The 16,807-nt window shown below is 43.7% G+C and carries 14 protein-coding genes; 6 read left to right on the plus strand and 8 right to left on the minus strand.

Features of this window, described 5'->3' with window-relative positions:
- Positions 1 to 32 precede the first annotated feature (32 nt).
- Together R8O70_RS10420 and R8O70_RS10425 are read left to right on the plus strand one after the other, a co-directional pair.
- The gene (locus tag R8O70_RS10420) at positions 33 to 806 is read left to right on the plus strand and encodes a hypothetical protein (protein ID WP_031778929.1); all 774 of its coding nucleotides are present in this window, start codon (positions 33 to 35) and stop codon (positions 804 to 806) included.
- Positions 807 to 1,012: 206 nt separating this feature from the next.
- Positions 1,013 to 1,252: a hypothetical protein gene (locus R8O70_RS10425; protein ID WP_005385812.1), complete on the plus strand. Its 240-nt coding sequence runs from the start codon at positions 1,013 to 1,015 to the stop codon at positions 1,250 to 1,252.
- Between the two features lie 61 nt (positions 1,253 to 1,313).
- On the opposite strand, the gene R8O70_RS10430 is transcribed toward R8O70_RS10425, so the two are convergent.
- The 8 genes from R8O70_RS10430 to sohB all read right to left on the minus strand — a co-directional run bounded on the left by R8O70_RS10430 (position 1,314) and on the right by sohB (position 10,419).
- Positions 1,314 to 3,152 (minus strand): extracellular solute-binding protein, encoded by a 1,839-nt coding sequence (locus R8O70_RS10430; protein WP_005376669.1) that lies wholly within the window; start codon positions 3,150 to 3,152, stop codon positions 1,314 to 1,316.
- 499 nt (positions 3,153 to 3,651) lie between these two features.
- A complete protein-coding gene (gene pyrF, locus R8O70_RS10435; RefSeq protein WP_005376667.1) occupies positions 3,652 to 4,353 on the minus strand; it encodes an orotidine-5'-phosphate decarboxylase in 702 nt (233 codons plus the stop codon).
- Between the two features lie 84 nt (positions 4,354 to 4,437).
- On the minus strand, positions 4,438 to 5,613 hold the full coding sequence (gene lapB, locus R8O70_RS10440; RefSeq protein ID WP_005376665.1) for a lipopolysaccharide assembly protein LapB: 1,176 nt from the start codon (positions 5,611 to 5,613) through the stop codon (positions 4,438 to 4,440).
- 18 nt (positions 5,614 to 5,631) lie between these two features.
- Positions 5,632 to 5,928: a LapA family protein gene (locus R8O70_RS10445; RefSeq protein ID WP_005376663.1), complete on the minus strand. Its 297-nt coding sequence runs from the start codon at positions 5,926 to 5,928 to the stop codon at positions 5,632 to 5,634.
- 264 nt (positions 5,929 to 6,192) lie between these two features.
- Entirely contained in the window at positions 6,193 to 6,474 is a 282-nt protein-coding gene (ihfB, locus tag R8O70_RS10450) for an integration host factor subunit beta (protein WP_005385816.1), read from the minus strand.
- Positions 6,475 to 6,687: 213 nt separating this feature from the next.
- Complete coding sequence (gene rpsA, locus R8O70_RS10455) at positions 6,688 to 8,358, minus strand: 30S ribosomal protein S1 (protein WP_005385817.1); 1,671 nt, start codon at positions 8,356 to 8,358, stop codon at positions 6,688 to 6,690.
- Positions 8,359 to 8,468: 110 nt separating this feature from the next.
- Positions 8,469 to 9,149, minus strand: coding sequence for a (d)CMP kinase (cmk, locus tag R8O70_RS10460; RefSeq protein WP_021033981.1), 681 nt, complete (start codon positions 9,147 to 9,149; stop codon positions 8,469 to 8,471).
- 208 nt (positions 9,150 to 9,357) lie between these two features.
- The gene (gene sohB / locus R8O70_RS10465) at positions 9,358 to 10,419 is read right to left on the minus strand and encodes a protease SohB (protein WP_005385819.1); all 1,062 of its coding nucleotides are present in this window, start codon (positions 10,417 to 10,419) and stop codon (positions 9,358 to 9,360) included.
- Between the two features lie 254 nt (positions 10,420 to 10,673).
- Between sohB and R8O70_RS10470 the strand changes: the two genes are divergently transcribed.
- The 4 genes from R8O70_RS10470 to R8O70_RS10485 all read left to right on the plus strand — a co-directional run bounded on the left by R8O70_RS10470 (position 10,674) and on the right by R8O70_RS10485 (position 16,752).
- On the plus strand, positions 10,674 to 11,420 hold the full coding sequence (locus R8O70_RS10470; RefSeq protein ID WP_258624416.1) for a YciK family oxidoreductase: 747 nt from the start codon (positions 10,674 to 10,676) through the stop codon (positions 11,418 to 11,420).
- Positions 11,421 to 11,549: 129 nt separating this feature from the next.
- The gene (imuA, locus tag R8O70_RS10475) at positions 11,550 to 12,242 is read left to right on the plus strand and encodes a translesion DNA synthesis-associated protein ImuA (RefSeq protein ID WP_258624417.1); all 693 of its coding nucleotides are present in this window, start codon (positions 11,550 to 11,552) and stop codon (positions 12,240 to 12,242) included.
- 4 nt (positions 12,243 to 12,246) lie between these two features.
- Positions 12,247 to 13,650 (plus strand): Y-family DNA polymerase, encoded by a 1,404-nt coding sequence (locus R8O70_RS10480; RefSeq protein WP_154205157.1) that lies wholly within the window; start codon positions 12,247 to 12,249, stop codon positions 13,648 to 13,650.
- Positions 13,651 to 13,677: 27 nt separating this feature from the next.
- A complete protein-coding gene (locus R8O70_RS10485; protein WP_258624418.1) occupies positions 13,678 to 16,752 on the plus strand; it encodes an error-prone DNA polymerase in 3,075 nt (1,024 codons plus the stop codon).
- Positions 16,753 to 16,807 lie beyond the last annotated feature (55 nt).

Here is a 16,807-nt window from a genome sequence, read left to right on the forward strand (position 1 = left end):
CCGAAAAGCCGAAAAGCCGAAAAGGAAATTGGATGAAACCATGTAACCTGCTATCACTCTCCTCACTCATTCTTGTATTACCTACATCAGTAGCGCTCTCAGCCGAGACACAAGAATCTCGTTGGCGAAATAGCATAGAAGTGTACATGCTAGGACTGAATATCCACGGGGATACCAGTATTGGTCGCTTTTCATCAGAGGTGGATGTCGATCCTAAGTTCATCGTAGACCACCTCGATATTGGGGCGATGTTGCGATTCGAGAGTATTTACCAAAGTAAGTGGGGCTACTACATAGATTATAGTTTCATGAACTTAAGTGGTGATGTTAATAATATCAAGGGCGCTCTGCCTAACGCTCGTTATCGTGCGGACATCGAAATACGGCAAGGTGTTCTAGAAGCAAAGGCATTCCAACGCGAACAATATTCATTTGGTAAACTGGATTATATGTTTGGATTACGTTGGTGGGACAATGACATCACCGGCAAGCTGTATCGTAATGACAACCGGGTACTAGAAGATAGACTGTCATTACAAGAAGATTGGGTCGATTTTTTAGTTGGCTTGCGACTCATTGATGAATTGAGCGAAAACTGGCGATTTCATGCCAGCATCGACGCCGGACTTGGCAACGATACTCACTTCACTTATGCCATTCAAACTGGTGTTCGTTATAGCTTTAACGAGTGGTCTGATCTCAACTTAGCTTACAAGTCGACCTGGGTCGATTACAAAAATGAAGAGGTATTTGAATATGATACGGCTTCTCAAGGGCTTTTAGTCGGACTTGGCTTTTACTTTTGATTAGGTTGAACCCTAGCCTATATTCAAGCGTTGTAACTTGTACCAACTCTAGGTACACGTCTAGTGCCACGTTACAGATGCTTAAATAAGGCAAATTGATCTTCATCAGACTATAAATTGCTCTTCGGTGTTACTCTCTGTCGCAAAATATAAAACCCCACTCTATGACCTCATATAGGTCTTGTTGATAAGGTTCCCGAGTAGCAATGTCGATTAACATTTCCGATTTAACCACCGCCCTAAATAAGGTGGAGCATATTCATAAAGTGCAGCTTGAAAACGTACATCAGTTCTTCAAAGCAAACGAAGCTTTCTCGTTACAAACATTCAGCCAGCTGATATCAAGCGACTCGCTTGATGATCGATTTAAAACCATCGATAAAGCTTTCTCTTTGCTTGGTGATGCAAAAACCTACCTTTTAGAAGTGTCTTACCTTATTAAGTAAAAAAAGAAAGCCCCGATAAAATTCATTACCGGGGCTATCATTTTCTATCTAAACTACTGATTTACAATTTGTAACGATCATCAATTACCGTTAATTCTGGGAAGGTTTTACCCTCGTCCATCGCTTCCTCTGTCTCTTCTTTTACTTGGTTATCAATCCAGAAATTACCGATATCCATTGGATGAAGCACCCATTCTGTCGCTTTTGTCATGCCGTTTTTAGGAATTTTAACCCAGCGCCAATGAGCAACTCGAGAATAAGGCACCATGTAGCCAGGAACGATGATGTTCGCTTTGCTGACATAGTTTTGGATTTGATGCGACAAGTCGTAACGCTTCTCCTGATCAAACTCAGAATCATACGCTTCAATTAACTTGTCTAGCTCAGGGCTGCTGTAGTTGGTGTGAGCATTCGTTTGTGGTCGATTTGCATTATCCGAGTGTAGGTATTCCCAATACGCAGGGATCTCACCAGAGCCCATATTCAAAAACGCTAGCTGATGCTTTTTCTCAAGAATGTATTTAAACGCAGATGAGCCATCCACCAAGTTTAACGTGAACTCAAGACCAGCAAGTTTCGCTTGCTCTTTCAGGTATGCAATACGCGGTGTCCAAGAGTTGTATCCATAGGTGATAGCAAAGCTCAAGCGTTGGCCCTTGTCGTTAATACGAATACCATCTGCGCCCACTTTGTCAAAGCCCGCTTTTTCGAAGTGTTTAACCGCCGCATCAGCATCAAACTTTGGCGGTGTATTGTTAGGATCATCGTATTCGCCATGACCAAAGCCGAGTCCATGCGGTTTACGTGAATAATCTCCACGCATGATGTTTTCAATCATGCCGTCATAGTCAGTGGCTGCCATAACACCTTTACGCACTTCTAGGTTATCCAACATCGGCATCGCTGTGTTCATCCAAAGACCACCAGCTCCTTGCGGTGCTTCGTTAAAGCCCCAGTACTTTTGGATATAGCCTTTTTTGTACACATCACTATTGGTTTTGTCATGCCAAAAGCTTGGTAGCACCATCTCAAAGTAGTCTAAGTTGCCTTTCTCAAAGTGCTTCATGGCAATATCAGGATCGCGAATCACCTTAATGCGAACCTTTTCAACGTTATAACGGTTTTTATAGTAGCGATTGTTGTATCCCCACCAATCTTCACCGACATGTTTGAATGTCACGCTCTTACCTTTCTTCACTTGATCAATGTAGTAAGGCGCTGCGGTTGGCTCAGATTTAAAGTTAAACTTTCTGACGAAGTTATCAGGCATGCCATCGTTATTTGCGTCCTTTTCTCCTTCAAAGAAGTGTTCAGGACGAGGCTGAAAACCATTACTTGGCATGTTAATCATAACCATAAGTGAGTCATGACTTTGAGCTACAGCAAGATTGACTTTGATCGTGTAGTCATCAATTTTTTCAACACTCACAATACTGTTTGTGAAGAAGTCGTTATACCACGGGTCGATAATGTCTTTTGACGTGTAGTACTTCATCATAAAGACGTAATCATCTGCTGTAATTTTTTCACCATCTGACCACTCGGCCGTTTCGTCGAGTTTAAAGAATACGGTTTTGTTGTCTTCTCCAAATGCCCATGACTTAGCAAGTTGAGGGATCCATTTGCCAGTATTTGGATGACGCTGAGCCAGTTTTGGTGAACCATCCATTAAGTATTGGCGCAAACCTGAGTTCGCATCTGGACCAACACTTCGTAATGTTTGCGGAAAGCTCTGAATGTAAGTGCGATAGGTGCCACCTCGTACCGCCTCTTCAGAGGCAAATAGAGGTTCGTTGTTGTTTGAAATCCATTCGATATCAGCTGGCAATTCTGCCGCACTCAGTTGAAAACTGGCAGCGGTCAGTGTTGCTAGTACTGAAAATGGCAGTTTTTTAGTCATGTTTCTTCCTTGTTGTGTTTGCGCACTAAGGTCGTAACAAGGAAGACAGCGTGTGAAAGCTCACAGAAAGCTGCGATTTAAAATACGCAGATAGGAAATAATAGGAACGTAATATGAAGTGACGTCCTGCCAGCTTCTATATTAATTTCAAAGAGTTTCACTAGGTCATCCTAGACCTTACAACGCAGTGAATGCATCTTCGCCATAGTATTCTTTAGACATTTGTAACGCAAGCCATCAATAACACATGGTTGCATTTTCGAGGCATCACAGTGAGTTATGTTACAAAAGTGTGATCGGCATAGTACCAAGCCCTACTTTACTCAGAATAAACCGCAGAACCTTTATCTCAATTGGCCCCGATATACCAGTTAAAGCGAGTAAATGATCAGACATAGCTGGTTAAAAGGAATGGTTGTTTACCGCGATCAGTATTTTCATTCGATGCAAAAAGTGAGGCATCTTAGCCTCACTTTTCTCCATACAATCGAGACAGTGCTTACATGTTAGATAAGCTCTCATTGATCGACTTCAGCACTTCTGCAGGATTTGACGCTTGAGTGATAGGGCGACCAATCACAAGATAATCTGAACCTGATTGGATAGCGTCTACTGGCGTCATGATACGGCGTTGGTCACCTTGTTCTGAGCCAGCAGGTCGAATACCAGGGGTCACTAACTTAAATTCTTGGCCTAGTTCGCTCTTCAGTAATGAGGACTCTTGCGCTGAACATACCACACCATCTAAGCCTGCGTTTTTGGTCAAGGTTGCTAGACGAATCACTTGCTCCTGAGGCGCAACATTCAAACCAATACCAGCTAAATCACTTTGTTCCATACTGGTTAGTACCGTTACACCGATAAGAAGTGGACGATCTTTACCATATGGCTCAAGAATTTCACGTGATGCCGTCATCATACGCTCACCACCGCTCGCGTGTACGTTCACCATCCATACACCCATTTCAGCCGCAGCGCGAACTGCTTTCGAACAGGTGTTTGGAATATCGTGAAATTTTAAATCTAGGAATACCGAGAAACCACGTTTATGGAGTTCACGTACAAAATCAGGACCAAATAGCGTAAACATCTCCTTGCCAACTTTTAGTCGGCATGACGCAGGATCAATTCTATCTACAAACGCAAGTGCATCTGCTTGGTTATCATAATCCAGTGCGACAATAACTTTTTGGTCGATCATTTCATCTCCTAACTGTTTTGGTTCTTATTAAATAAAAAGTTAAAAAAATGCAGCGGACAGAAACTCTGCCAGCTGCATTAAGAATTATTCACCATCCAATCCGCGGATTGGCTTGATCGTCCCCCATCCTTTACAGGACGGACAATGCCAATAAAGGGAATGGGTAGAAAATCCACACTTCCGGCATCGGTAATGTGGTTTCACTTTTAACTGTTCACCCACCATCGCTTGTAGTGTTGATAGGCTGTCTTTCGCTCGACCATCTTCTGCTTCTGCAATGTGGTAGTCAATTAAACGGTAGAAGCCCTTCATGGTTGGGTTTTTCAGCAATTGTTTCGTCAGTAACTCTTGAGCAGCCCCAACGTTCTCGTGATGAGCAACTAATTGAGCCAACATCAACTCGGCTGATACGCCTGCTTTCTTATCAATACAAGCTCGCAGAAACTCGACAAGTTCATCTTCCTGGCCCAGATGATGATAGCATTCTGCAATAGTTGGCAAGACATCACTGATAAAGTCTTTATCTTGCTCAAGTACCCCTGTCAGATATTTGATGGTGTGCTTATAGTCTTCAGACTCTAGATAAATTCGTCCCAAAGCAATACTTGCTCGAACACACTTCGGGTCTTCCGCTAACGCTTTTTTAAAATGCTGTATTGCCTTATTAGTATTCCCATCAGCTTGGTCGAGCATGGCTATTTCACACCAAAAATGGGCAATATTTGCACGCATCCTTGAGCGTTTATTACCTAACTTAGCCAATTGGTTCGCGTAATAAATCGCCTTTTCCCATTCTCGTGTTTGCTGATAAATGGTCACTAATTGTTGAAGAGCCGCCTCTTTGTAATCTGGCTCTTCGACTAACTGTTCGAAGATTTTCTCTGCACGATCAAGAAAACCTGAGACCATGTAGTCTTTCGCTAACTGTTGAAGGGCGAGGTTCTTTTGGTCCAGTGTTAAGCCTGAACGAGAAATAAGATTTTGGTGAATTCTGATTGCGCGGTCGACTTCACCACGAGACCGGAACAGGTTACCCAACGCAAGGTGAGTATCGATGGTCTCGTTATCAACTTGGAGCAATTCAATAAAGTGATCGACAGCCTTATCTGATTGGTCAGAGAGCAGCAGATTAAGACCCGTCATATACTGACGAGAGATTTGATGAGATTGCTTCTGCTTGTCTTGCTGAGCGCTGCGATGCCCCATATACCAGCCATACGCAGCAGCTATAGGCAACAACAAGAAGAGTAGTTCAAGCATTAAAGTTAAGCCTTATCCTTATGCCTGTTTTTCAATGGCTGGCTTATCAGCAGCGTTGTTTGATTCAGTTGGTTCGTACTTTTTCAGTTTTTTCTTTAAACGACGGACCTGTAGCTGAGTTTTCAGTTGGATGCTACCAAAGATAACCCACGCTAAAGCAAAGCCAACCACAAATACTACACCTAATAGCGTAGATAAGTGGAACTCTCCTTTTGCTAGAAGATAGTTAAAAGTCACGAGCTCTTGGTTTTGGGAACCTAACGCCAATGCAATTAAAAAGAGAGCTAAAACAGCAACGATTTTTATAATTTTCATGTTACATCACCCTTCTAGGAGTAAGTCGGTAAGATTATGCAGGAAAATGCTTCTTCAGACTACGTATATTAGCAATAATCTATACCCAAGTAACCTCAAGATGCTTAGTTTGTAGACATGCTTAGAAGTTAAAGTTATTTGGGTATAGAAAGCAGCAAAGAAAACAGCTGAATCCACAATTAGATTAGTAAACGATCTTGGATACATTACAAAAAAGCGGCATACACAAACGTATGCCGCTTTTTTCAAACTAATAAGAGTGCATTAACCAATATTTACACGCTCACGAAGTTCTTTACCAGGTTTGAAATGTGGAACGTATTTACCTTCCAATTCCACTTTATCGCCCGTTTTAGGGTTACGACCTACGCGAGGCTCGCGGTAATGAAGAGAAAAACTACCAAAGCCACGGATCTCGATACGGTCACCGCTCTCTAGTGTAGAGGCCATGTGCTCTAAAATATCTTTTACAGCATCCTCTACCTCTTTCGCTGATAAGTGTGTTTGCTCAGCGCAGAGTCTTTCAATCAGTTCAGACTTAGTCATAGTTGCCCTCTTTGAGTATCTTTATCACTTATTATAGTAAGTAATACTAATTCCAACAAACACTTGCTGACAATTCTAGACAAATTTTATGCAAAATGCGCAATGAAGAAATGCCTTTTATTAAGATAGTTTACTGTCATTAGTATTACTACTTAAATATGACCAAATATAAAAAAGGAGCCTTGCGGCTCCTTTTTTGCTTAAGCGAGTATATTATTCGCCTTTAGCAGCTTTGAAAGCGTCAGCCATTGCGTTACCGAATGCATTGTCATCTTGCTTGTTGATAGATGCCATTGCTTCTTGCTCGTCAGCTTCGTCTTTAGCTTTGATAGATAGGTTGATTACGCGGTTCTTACGGTCTACACCTGTGAACTTCGCTTCAACAACATCACCAGCGCTTAGGATTAGAGAAGCATCTTCTACGCGATCGCGTGATACTTCAGAAGCACGGATGTAACCTTCAACGCCTTCTGCGATTTCAACAGTAGCGCCTTTAGCGTCAACAGCAGTTACAGTAGCGTTAACTAGAACACCTTTCTTGTTGTCAGCAACGTAAGCATTGAATGGGTCATTTTCCATTTGCTTGATGCCTAGAGAGATGCGCTCACGCTCAGCGTCTACTGCTAGAACAACTGCAGAGATCTCGTCGCCTTTCTTGTACTCACGTACAGCTTCTTCGCCAGCAACATTCCAAGAAATGTCAGATAGGTGAACTAGACCATCGATGCCGCCTTCTAGACCGATGAAGATACCGAAGTCAGTGATAGACTTGATCTTACCAGTAACTTTGTCGCCTTTAGCTTGTGCTTCAGCGAATGACTGCCATGGGTTAGCTTTACACTGTTTCAGACCTAGAGAGATACGACGACGTTCTTCGTCGATTTCAAGAACCATAACCTCAACTTCGTCGCCAACATTAACAACTTTAGAAGGGTGGATGTTCTTGTTAGTCCAATCCATTTCTGAAACGTGAACTAGACCTTCAACGCCTTCTTCGATTTCAACGAAGCAGCCGTAGTCAGTTAGGTTAGTTACGCGACCAGTTAGTTTGTGACCTTCTGGGTAACGCTTAGCGATTGCTACCCATGGATCTTCGCCTAGTTGCTTAAGACCTAGTGATACGCGAGTACGCTCACGGTCGAACTTAAGAACTTTAACTTGGATCTCGTCACCAACGTTAACGATTTCAGATGGGTGCTTAACGCGCTTCCAAGCCATATCAGTGATATGTAGAAGACCGTCAACGCCACCTAGGTCAACGAACGCACCGTAGTCAGTAAGGTTCTTAACGATACCTTTAACTTCAGAACCTTCTTGTAGAGTTTCTAGAAGCTCGTCACGCTCAACGCTGTTCTCTGATTCGATAACTGCACGACGTGAAACAACTACGTTGTTACGTTTTTGGTCAAGTTTGATAACTTTGAACTCTAGCTCTTTGTTTTCTAGGTGAGCAGTGTCGCGGATTGGACGTACGTCTACTAGAGAGCCAGGAAGGAAAGCACGGATACCGTTTAGTTCAACAGTGAAACCGCCTTTAACTTTACCGTTGATGATACCAACAACAGTTTCAGCTTCTTCGTAAGCTTTCTCAAGTACGATCCAAGCTTCGTGACGCTTAGCTTTCTCACGAGAAAGTTGAGTTTCACCGAAACCATCTTCAACAGCGTCTAGAGCTACGTCTACTTCAGCGCCAACTTCAACTTCAAGTTCGCCAGCAGCGTTCTTGAACTGTTCAGCAGGGATAGCAGATTCAGACTTAAGACCAGCGTCAACAAGAACGAAACCGTTCTCGATAGCTACTACAGTACCTTTAACGATGCTGCCTTGTTGGAATTCTGTTTCGTTTAGAAACTCTTCAAAGAGTTGAGCAAAAGATTCAGTCATTTAATTAATCTTCAATAAATTAAACTTCCACGGGTATCCTACCGCATGGGGTTATTAAATTCGCCAGTCATCATCCTTGCGACCAACGCTCTTAGCCTAGTCGAGTATTATTACTCAGCTAGCTTCGATTCGATATATTGTAGTGCCTTTTCTACTACTTCGTCGATAGTCATCGACGTAGAATCTAGCACAAGCGCATCCTCAGCAGGGCGTAATGGCGCCACTGGGCGGTTACGATCTCGGTCGTCACGCTCTTGGATCTCGCTTAAAAGGTCAGCAAATCTAACATCTAACCCTTTCTCTTGCAACTGTTTAAGGCGTCGATTTGCACGCTCTTCAGCACTCGCATCAAGGAAGATTTTTGCTTGCGCACTCGGGAATACAATTGTGCCCATATCACGACCATCAGCAACCAGACCCGGAGCGGTCTCAAATGCACGCTGACGACGTAGTAATGCTTCACGAACACGTGGCAAAGCCGCAACTTTAGATGCTGCCATACCCGTTTCTTCTTTACGAAGCTCCCCTGACACGTCTTCGCCTTCTAGAATGACCTTAACTAAGTCACCTTCCGCGATAAATTGAACGTCTAGGTGTGTTGCTAGTGGGACAAGAGCATCTTCTGACTCGGTGTCGACACCGTGGTGAATCGCAGCGAGTGCAAGTACACGATAAATTGCGCCAGAATCTAAGAGTTGGAAACCCAACTTTTTCGCCAGCAACATACATAAAGTGCCTTTACCTGCACCACTAGGTCCATCTACGGTTACAACCGGAGTTTGAGAGGACATGTTCTTCTCCACCAATAGTTTCTTTTCAGCAATTTGCTCGGTTTTCGAGGCGCACATTATACGGGTAATCAGTCTTTGGAGCGAGGAAAAATGTCGTGTAAAGCATTACACCTAATGCGTAATTGGATTCATCAATAAACATAAAGTTCAACAAAAACGGCGAGAGCTTCTGCCCTCGCCGTTTTAAATGCCATGAACTTAAGCTCGATTAAACAATCGGCTTTTGACCACGCTCAGCTAACTTTAAAATAACACTATCAGCGACTTTACCCGCCACACCTGCTAGCTTGTCGGCCAGTTTTTTCTTTTGTACATAATGCACAGAAAGTACAGTTTTATCTTTGCATGCTGCAACAACGATATCATCAGATGTACTAATGTCATCCACCAAACCAAGCTCTTTCGCTTGTGTACCGAACCAGTGCTCACCAGTGGCTACTTTGTCTAGGTCCAAACTAGGACGACGCTCACGGATGAAGTCTTTAAACAAGACATGTGTTTCTTCAAGTTCTTGCTTAAACTTATCGCGCGCTTTATCGGTATTCTCACCGAACATCGTTAGCGTGCGTTTATATTCACCCGCTGTTAGTTGTTCGTACTCAATGTCATGTTTCTTCAACAGTTTGTTGAAGTTAGGAATCTGTGCGATAACGCCAATAGAACCCACAATTGCAAATGGTGCAGAAACAATTTTATCTGCTACACATGCCATCATGTAACCGCCACTTGCCGCAACTTTGTCAACAGAGATGGTCAGAGGAAGACCCGCAGCTTTGATTCGGTCCAGTTGAGAAGAGGCAAGGCCGTAACCATGAACCATACCACCGCCAGACTCTAAGCGAAGTAACACTTCATCACCTTCACGTGCGACAGCCAAAATAGCGGTGATTTCTTCACGTAGAGACGCGACTTCTTTTGCGTCTATGCTACCGTTGAAATCAAGAACAAATAGGTGTGGTTCACGCTTGCTATCTAATGAACCGTCTTTGCTCGCTTGTTTGATTTCTTTCTCGCGAGATTTGTTCTTCTCTTTTTCTTCTTTCTTGACGGCTTTATCTCGAGCCTTGATGAAAGCATCGTCATGCAAATGATGCTCTAACTGCTCAACAGATTGTTTGTGTTGCTCTGAAAGGTTGGTAATCTCTAACTCCCCTTTCGCCGCACCCGATTTGCCACCAGCCGATTTTGCAATAATGAGCAGAACAATTATCGCAGCAACCACCGTGATAATTTTGGCCAGAAACAGACCATAATCTAATAAAAATTCCAACGAGAGCTCCTTTATCTCATTTCAGATGACGTTAGTATGTTACGCAGAAACATCAGCGAGAAGGCAGCGCGGTTTGTAACCACTTGTTCTGATTGATAGCATACCTAACGAAAGTTCTGGAATTGGTATAACACATGAATTGGTGTATTGTAACCATCTTGTCACGATTACCAAGATTTTCCATTGAGAAACAGGCGTTTTTTAGCGTCAATTAACTATCATGGACCCTCTTACAATAATAAGGATTTATCGCCGTGAACTACTCCGTTTCAGCTGATGCTCTAAAAAGTAAAGTCATTCTTGTTACTGGCGCTGGTAATGGCATCGGCCGTCAAGCCGCGCTTTCTTATGCAGAGCACGGTGCAACTGTTATTCTCTTGGGTAGAAATGTGCAAAACCTTGAATCTATCTATGATGAGATTGAAGCTGCTGGCTATCCACAAGCAGCTATCATTCCATTGGATCTCAAGGGCGCAACTCAGCAGAATTACATTGATATGGCAGAGACAATCGAAGGACAGTTTGGTCGCTTGGATGGTCTATTACACAACGCAGGTGTCTTGAGTTCGCTGTGTCCATTTGATCAAATCAAAGAGGAAGACTTCGACGATATCATGCAGATCAACGTGAAAGCCGAAGTGCTAATGACTCAAGCACTACTGCCTGTGATGCGTAAATCAGAAGCTGGGCGTATTATCTTTACCTCTTCAACCGTCGGCCACTCTGGCCGCGCATTCTGGGGGCCATACGCTATCTCTAAATTTGCCGTAGAAGGCATGATGCAAGTTTTGGCTGACGAGCTGAGTGATACACCGATCCGCGTTAACGCAATTAACCCTGGTGCCACTCGTACTCGCATGCGTGAAAAAGCATATCCGGGTGAAGATGCGAATACTCTCAAAACGCCACTGGATATCATGCCGCTATATTTGCACTTAATGGATCCTGCGGTTACCGATGTGAACGGTCAGTGCATCGACGCTCAACCGAAGCGTAAATAACTCATTCAGGTTACCTCACATAATCGATTGAAAAGGCAGCAAACGCTGCCTTTTTTCATTTCTCTCTTCATAAAAATCTTGCGACTTTCTCCCACAGAAATATACTGTATATATATACAGGTATTTATTATGCAAGATATTATTCAGAACTTAAAAAGCCAACACCTTGTTTGGCAAGCAAATTTAACGAAAGCAGATCCTCAGCAGTTGCAGACTAGTTCCGGTTTTTCTGAATTAGATGATTTGCTCGGCGGAGGCTTTCCACCTCATGGCGTAGTGGAGATGGAATCTATTGGTAGTATTGGTGAATTGCGTTTGCTCGCTCCCTATTTAAAAGCCACTCAGACCAATGGTATGACCGCATTTATTCAACCACCTGCGCTAGTGAATTCTCTGTTTTTACACTACATCGGGTTGGATATAAACCAAGTGTGGGTTGTTACTCCAACTCACCCCAAAGATGCTCTTTGGGCTGCAGAGCAATGTCTGAAAAGTGGGGTATGCAGTAATGTTTTGTTATGGCAAGAAGAGCTTGAAATACATCAAGTGAAACGCTTACAGGTAGCAAGTGAACAAGGGAGTTGCCCTCTCTTTATGCTTAAAACAGATACTATCAACCGCTTGTCTTTACCTGTGTCACTCAGTTTAAAACTGAAAGGCGACGAGCAAGGGATTCATGTTAAAGTGCTGAAAAGGAAAGGAGGCTGGAATAGAGGTAGCGTTAGTATCGGATTCCAACACCATTACCCGCAACTGGTGAAACCATCATCTGAAACTGTGCACTCGACTGTGGTCAATTTCCCACTGGCGAACCAAGGTTAGTGATATGTCTCTGTGGATTTACTTGCACTTCCCTCGCCTGCAGCTAGACGCACTCTTTGGTGATAACCAAGAACAACCCGTAGTGATTGTCGAAAGCCAACGTTGCCAGATTCTTCAATACAACGAGATTGCCGAACAACAAGGCATTAAGCCTGGTATGGGCTTAGGCAGTGCTGCGTCCTTGTGTCGAGATTTACAAGTGCATCCTTATCATCCACAAACCGAATTAAATAAATTACAAGAGGTAGCTCAGTGGTTGTATTTGATCACATCTGACGTTGTGTTGATGCCAAACCAAGGTATTTTACTGCGTGCTACTCCAATGCTCGCTCTGTATGAAGGGCTTGAAAACTATTGGAATAAAGTCAGAGCTCACTTATCGGAGCTGAAACTGAGTTTTCAATTCGGATGTGGTTTTTCGCCTTTTGCTGCCAAATTGATGGCAATATCAGGAGCGAACGTCATCAGTGAAGACAAATCTGCCATACAAAAAGCTTTATCACCACTACCGTTAAAACTGACAGATTTATCAAACGCTACCGTAGAGAAGTTACAACGTGTAGGCGTCACCACATTGCAAAACCTGCTTGAACTGCCATTGCAAGACATCGCACGACGCTTTGATATCGATTTGGTGAACTACGTTGGTCGACTGACTGGGCAGTTTAAACACCCTGTCGACTTTTATCACCCTACCGAATCCTTCCAAGTTTATTTAGAGCTGTTGTTTGAGATCGAAAACGTTCAGTGGATTGAAAAGCCGTTGGCCAAATTACTTCGTCAACTCGAAACCTTTCTTAAATTAAGAGATAAGGTCGCTTTTGAACTGTGTTTAACACTCCACCAGCGTGAGAAACAAGAGCAACACCTTCAACTCACTTCTGCGCAAGGTGATTACCTATGTCAGCGTTGGCAACAGTTAGCGAGTTTAAGCTTAGAATCACTCTCGCTTAATGGCCCAGTCACAGGGCTAACGTTAAAAGTCATCCGTCAAGGTGAGCCTCTTAGTGCATCACGCGATCTCTTTGCTGGGCAGAAAGGAAACATGAATGCTTTAGAGCTGCTCTCTTTACTGCAAGCTAAATTGGGAAAAAGTGCTGTTTTAAAACCCAATATTGCTTGCGATCCTAGACCAGAAAAGGCCAGTCAGTATCGCCCTGCTGATGCTCCGGATGAAAAGGGGCACGCCATACCATCCATACTACGCCCAGCAATGCAATTACCGACTCCCATTGTATTGCAAGAGCAAGTTTCTTTGGTCCACGGACCTGAGCGAATAGTTTCTGGGTGGTGGGATGGTGATGAGATCATGCGTGATTACTACATTGCACACACCAAGCAAGGCCGCTGGTTATGGATATTTCGCGATCAGCACAAGCACTGGTTTCTTCATGGCTATTTTTGTTAAATCGACAGTTATTTTTGTTGGGTCATTATGAGTTACGCGGAACTATTTTGTCAGTCTAACTTCTCTTTTTTGACTGGGGCTTCTCATGCAGAAGAGCTGGTACTCCAAGCTGCTTTCTATCGCTATCAAGCTCTAGCTATAACGGATGAATGTTCAGTCGCGGGCGTTGTCAAAGCCCATGCGACCATCGAACAACATAAACTCGATATCAAACAAATCGTTGGAAGTATGTTTTGGTTAAATGATGAATGCCAAATCGTACTGCTTTGCCCTTGTCGCAAGGCTTATGCCGAGTTGTGTCGTATCATCACAAACGCAAGGAGACGCAGTGAAAAAGGCAACTATCAACTGTTCGAATGGGATTTGATGTCAGTTCGACATTGTTTGGTATTGTGGCTGCCCACACATCAAGAGAGTGATCACTATTGGGGGTGCTGGCTCAATCAACACCACGCTAATCGTTTGTGGGTAGCGATTCAGCGCCATTTGAGTAACAACGATACTGAGTACATTGCGCACTGCGAGCAGTTAGCACATGAATTTCAATTACCTATAACTGCCTGCGGAGGCGTTCTCATGCATGATGTTGAACGCTTGCCATTACAGCATGTACTTACTGCTATAAAGCATGGGTGTAGCGTCGATAAACTCGGTTTTGACCGTATTTCGAATACTGAGCGAGCGCTTCGTCCTTTTAAAAAGTTGATTCGGATTTACAAACCAGAATGGCTGGAAGAAAGTACTTACATCGCCGATTTATGCGAGTTTAAGCTCTCCGATTTAAGATACGAATATCCTACCGAGCTGATCCCAGATGGTTATACACCCGACTCTTACTTACGTATGTTGGTCGAACGTGGTAAAAGGCTGCGTTTTCCTGAAGGCGTGCCAGCAGAAGTCAATCAAACCATCGAGAATGAACTGGCGCTTATTCAAGAGCTGAAATACCACTACTACTTCCTTACTATTCACGACATCGTAATGTTCGCGAAACAGCAAGGCATTCTTTACCAAGGGCGAGGTTCCGCTGCAAACTCTGTGGTGTGTTATTGCCTGGAAATTACCGCCGTCGATCCTCGACAAATCGCTGTCTTATTCGAACGATTTATCAGTAAAGAACGTAAGGAACCGCCGGATATTGATGTGGACTTTGAACACGAGCGCCGTGAAGAAGTTATCCAGTATATTTACAAAAAATATGGCCGTGAGCGTGCAGCACTTGCTGCAACAGTGATCAGCTATCGCTTTAAAAGTGCCGTGCGTGAAGTCGGTAAAGCACTAGGGATTGAAGAGACCCAATTAGATTTTTTCATTAAGAACGTTAATCGCCGAGATCGCAGCCAAGGCTGGCAAGCTCAAATTATTGAACTTGGCTTACAACCAGAATCTCTCAAAGGGCAGCAGTTCATCCAATTGGTCAACGAGATCATTGGCTTCCCACGCCATTTATCTCAGCACGTAGGTGGCTTTGTAATTTCATCTGGCCCTTTATATGAGTTGGTACCTGTTGAAAATGCCTCGATGGAAGAGCGCACTATCATTCAATGGGATAAAGACGATTTAGAAAGCTTGAAGCTACTAAAAGTCGATGTACTCGCACTCGGCATGTTAAACGCCATCAAAAAGTGCTTTCAACTGGTCGAGAAACATCACCAGCGATCCCTCTCGATTTCCGAGATCACTCGCCGACAAGATGATCCACTCGTGTACCGCATGATCCAAAAAGCTGACACGATAGGCGTATTCCAAATTGAATCTCGTGCACAAATGAGCATGCTTCCTCGCCTAAAGCCTGCTTGTTATTACGACTTAGTGATTCAAATTGCAATTGTTCGTCCAGGCCCTATTCAGGGTGATATGGTGCATCCTTTTTTAAAACGACGAGATCACAAAGAGCCTGTCAGTTATCCATCGGAAGAAGTAAAAAGCGTTCTGGAGCGGACTATGGGCGTCCCTATTTTCCAAGAGCAAGTCATCAAGCTAGCCATGGTAGCCGCAGGGTTTAGCGGCGGCGAGGCCGATCAACTCCGTCGAGCGATGGCATCATGGAAAAAGAATGGCGATCTCGCTAAATTCAGACCAAAACTGATCAATGGTATGCAAGAGAGAGGCTATGACTTAGCGTTTGCTGAGCGCATTTTCGATCAGATTTGCGGCTTTGGTGAGTACGGCTTCCCTGAAAGTCATTCAGCGTCTTTCGCAGTGCTGGCATATTGTTCTGCATGGTTAAAATATTATTACCCAGCCGAATTTTACACTGCATTGTTGAACAGCCAACCAATGGGATTTTATAGCCCATCGCAATTAGTACAAGATGCTCGCCGACATGGCATCGAAGTATTGCCGGTGTGCGTCAATCATTCAAAATATCAGCATCATCTCGTCTCACGTCCGAATGGCAGGCTCGGCGTGCAACTTGGTTTTCGCTTGGTGAAAGGCTTTAACGCAGAAAGCGCACAAAGGCTTATTGAGCGCAAACCACTTAATGGTTACCGAACGATTCAAGAAGTAAAGCAGATATTAAGAAGCCGAAGTGACATTGAATTATTGGCTTCAGCCAATGCATTTCAGGCCTTATCGGGGAATCGTTATAACGCTCGCTGGGCAGCAATGGATTCCTTATCTGACCTACCATTGTTTCACAAGGTCGAAGAACCCAATGTTAGCTACCAGACTCAACCCTCTGAATATGAAAATTTAATTGAGGATTACGCAAGCACGGGACTATCTCTTAGCCGCCATCCAATTAAATTATTAGAAGAAACGGGCAAACTCCCTCACTTTACTCGCATGATGCAACTGGCAGAGAAGCCGCATAAGTCACTGGTCACAGTGGTAGGCGTGGTAACAGGAAGACAATCTCCAGGCACCGCCGCTGGCGTGACATTTTTTACGCTAGAAGATGACACGGGCAACATTAATGTGGTCGTTTGGCAAGCGACAGCACGAGCCCAAAAGCAAGCGTATTTAGGCGCTAAAGTATTAATGGTGAAAGGCATTCTTGAAAGAGAGGGAGAAGTCACGCACGTTATTGCTGGCAAGTTGATTGATTGCACGCACTACTTGAACAATCTACAAAGTAAATCTCGGGATTTCCATTAGTACAGAGGAATTAAGGAGAGAGATGTTAAAAATCAGAGAGAGGTGCGCTCCCTCT

Origin of the sequence: Vibrio sp. 779(2023), assembly GCF_033344285.1 — a bacterium.
Taxonomy (GTDB): Bacteria; Pseudomonadota; Gammaproteobacteria; order Enterobacterales; family Vibrionaceae; genus Vibrio; species Vibrio alginolyticus.

What these genes read in the sequence shown, in the direction of transcription:
- R8O70_RS10420 (WP_031778929.1), top strand. Translation starts at nt 33, where the DNA reads ATGAAACCATGTAACCTGCTATCACTCTCCTCACTCATTCTTGTATTA.
- R8O70_RS10425 (WP_005385812.1), top strand. Translation starts at nt 1,013, where the DNA reads ATGTCGATTAACATTTCCGATTTAACCACCGCCCTAAATAAGGTGGAG.
- R8O70_RS10430 (WP_005376669.1), bottom strand. Translation starts at nt 3,152, where the DNA reads ATGACTAAAAAACTGCCATTTTCAGTACTAGCAACACTGACCGCTGCC.
- pyrF (WP_005376667.1), bottom strand. Translation starts at nt 4,353, where the DNA reads ATGATCGACCAAAAAGTTATTGTCGCACTGGATTATGATAACCAAGCA.
- lapB (WP_005376665.1), bottom strand. Translation starts at nt 5,613, where the DNA reads ATGCTTGAACTACTCTTCTTGTTGTTGCCTATAGCTGCTGCGTATGGC.
- R8O70_RS10445 (WP_005376663.1), bottom strand. Translation starts at nt 5,928, where the DNA reads ATGAAAATTATAAAAATCGTTGCTGTTTTAGCTCTCTTTTTAATTGCA.
- ihfB (WP_005385816.1), bottom strand. Translation starts at nt 6,474, where the DNA reads ATGACTAAGTCTGAACTGATTGAAAGACTCTGCGCTGAGCAAACACAC.
- rpsA (WP_005385817.1), bottom strand. Translation starts at nt 8,358, where the DNA reads ATGACTGAATCTTTTGCTCAACTCTTTGAAGAGTTTCTAAACGAAACA.
- cmk (WP_021033981.1), bottom strand. Translation starts at nt 9,149, where the DNA reads ATGTCCTCTCAAACTCCGGTTGTAACCGTAGATGGACCTAGTGGTGCA.
- imuA (WP_258624417.1), top strand. Translation starts at nt 11,550, where the DNA reads ATGCAAGATATTATTCAGAACTTAAAAAGCCAACACCTTGTTTGGCAA.
- R8O70_RS10480 (WP_154205157.1), top strand. Translation starts at nt 12,247, where the DNA reads ATGTCTCTGTGGATTTACTTGCACTTCCCTCGCCTGCAGCTAGACGCA.
- R8O70_RS10485 (WP_258624418.1), top strand. Translation starts at nt 13,678, where the DNA reads ATGAGTTACGCGGAACTATTTTGTCAGTCTAACTTCTCTTTTTTGACT.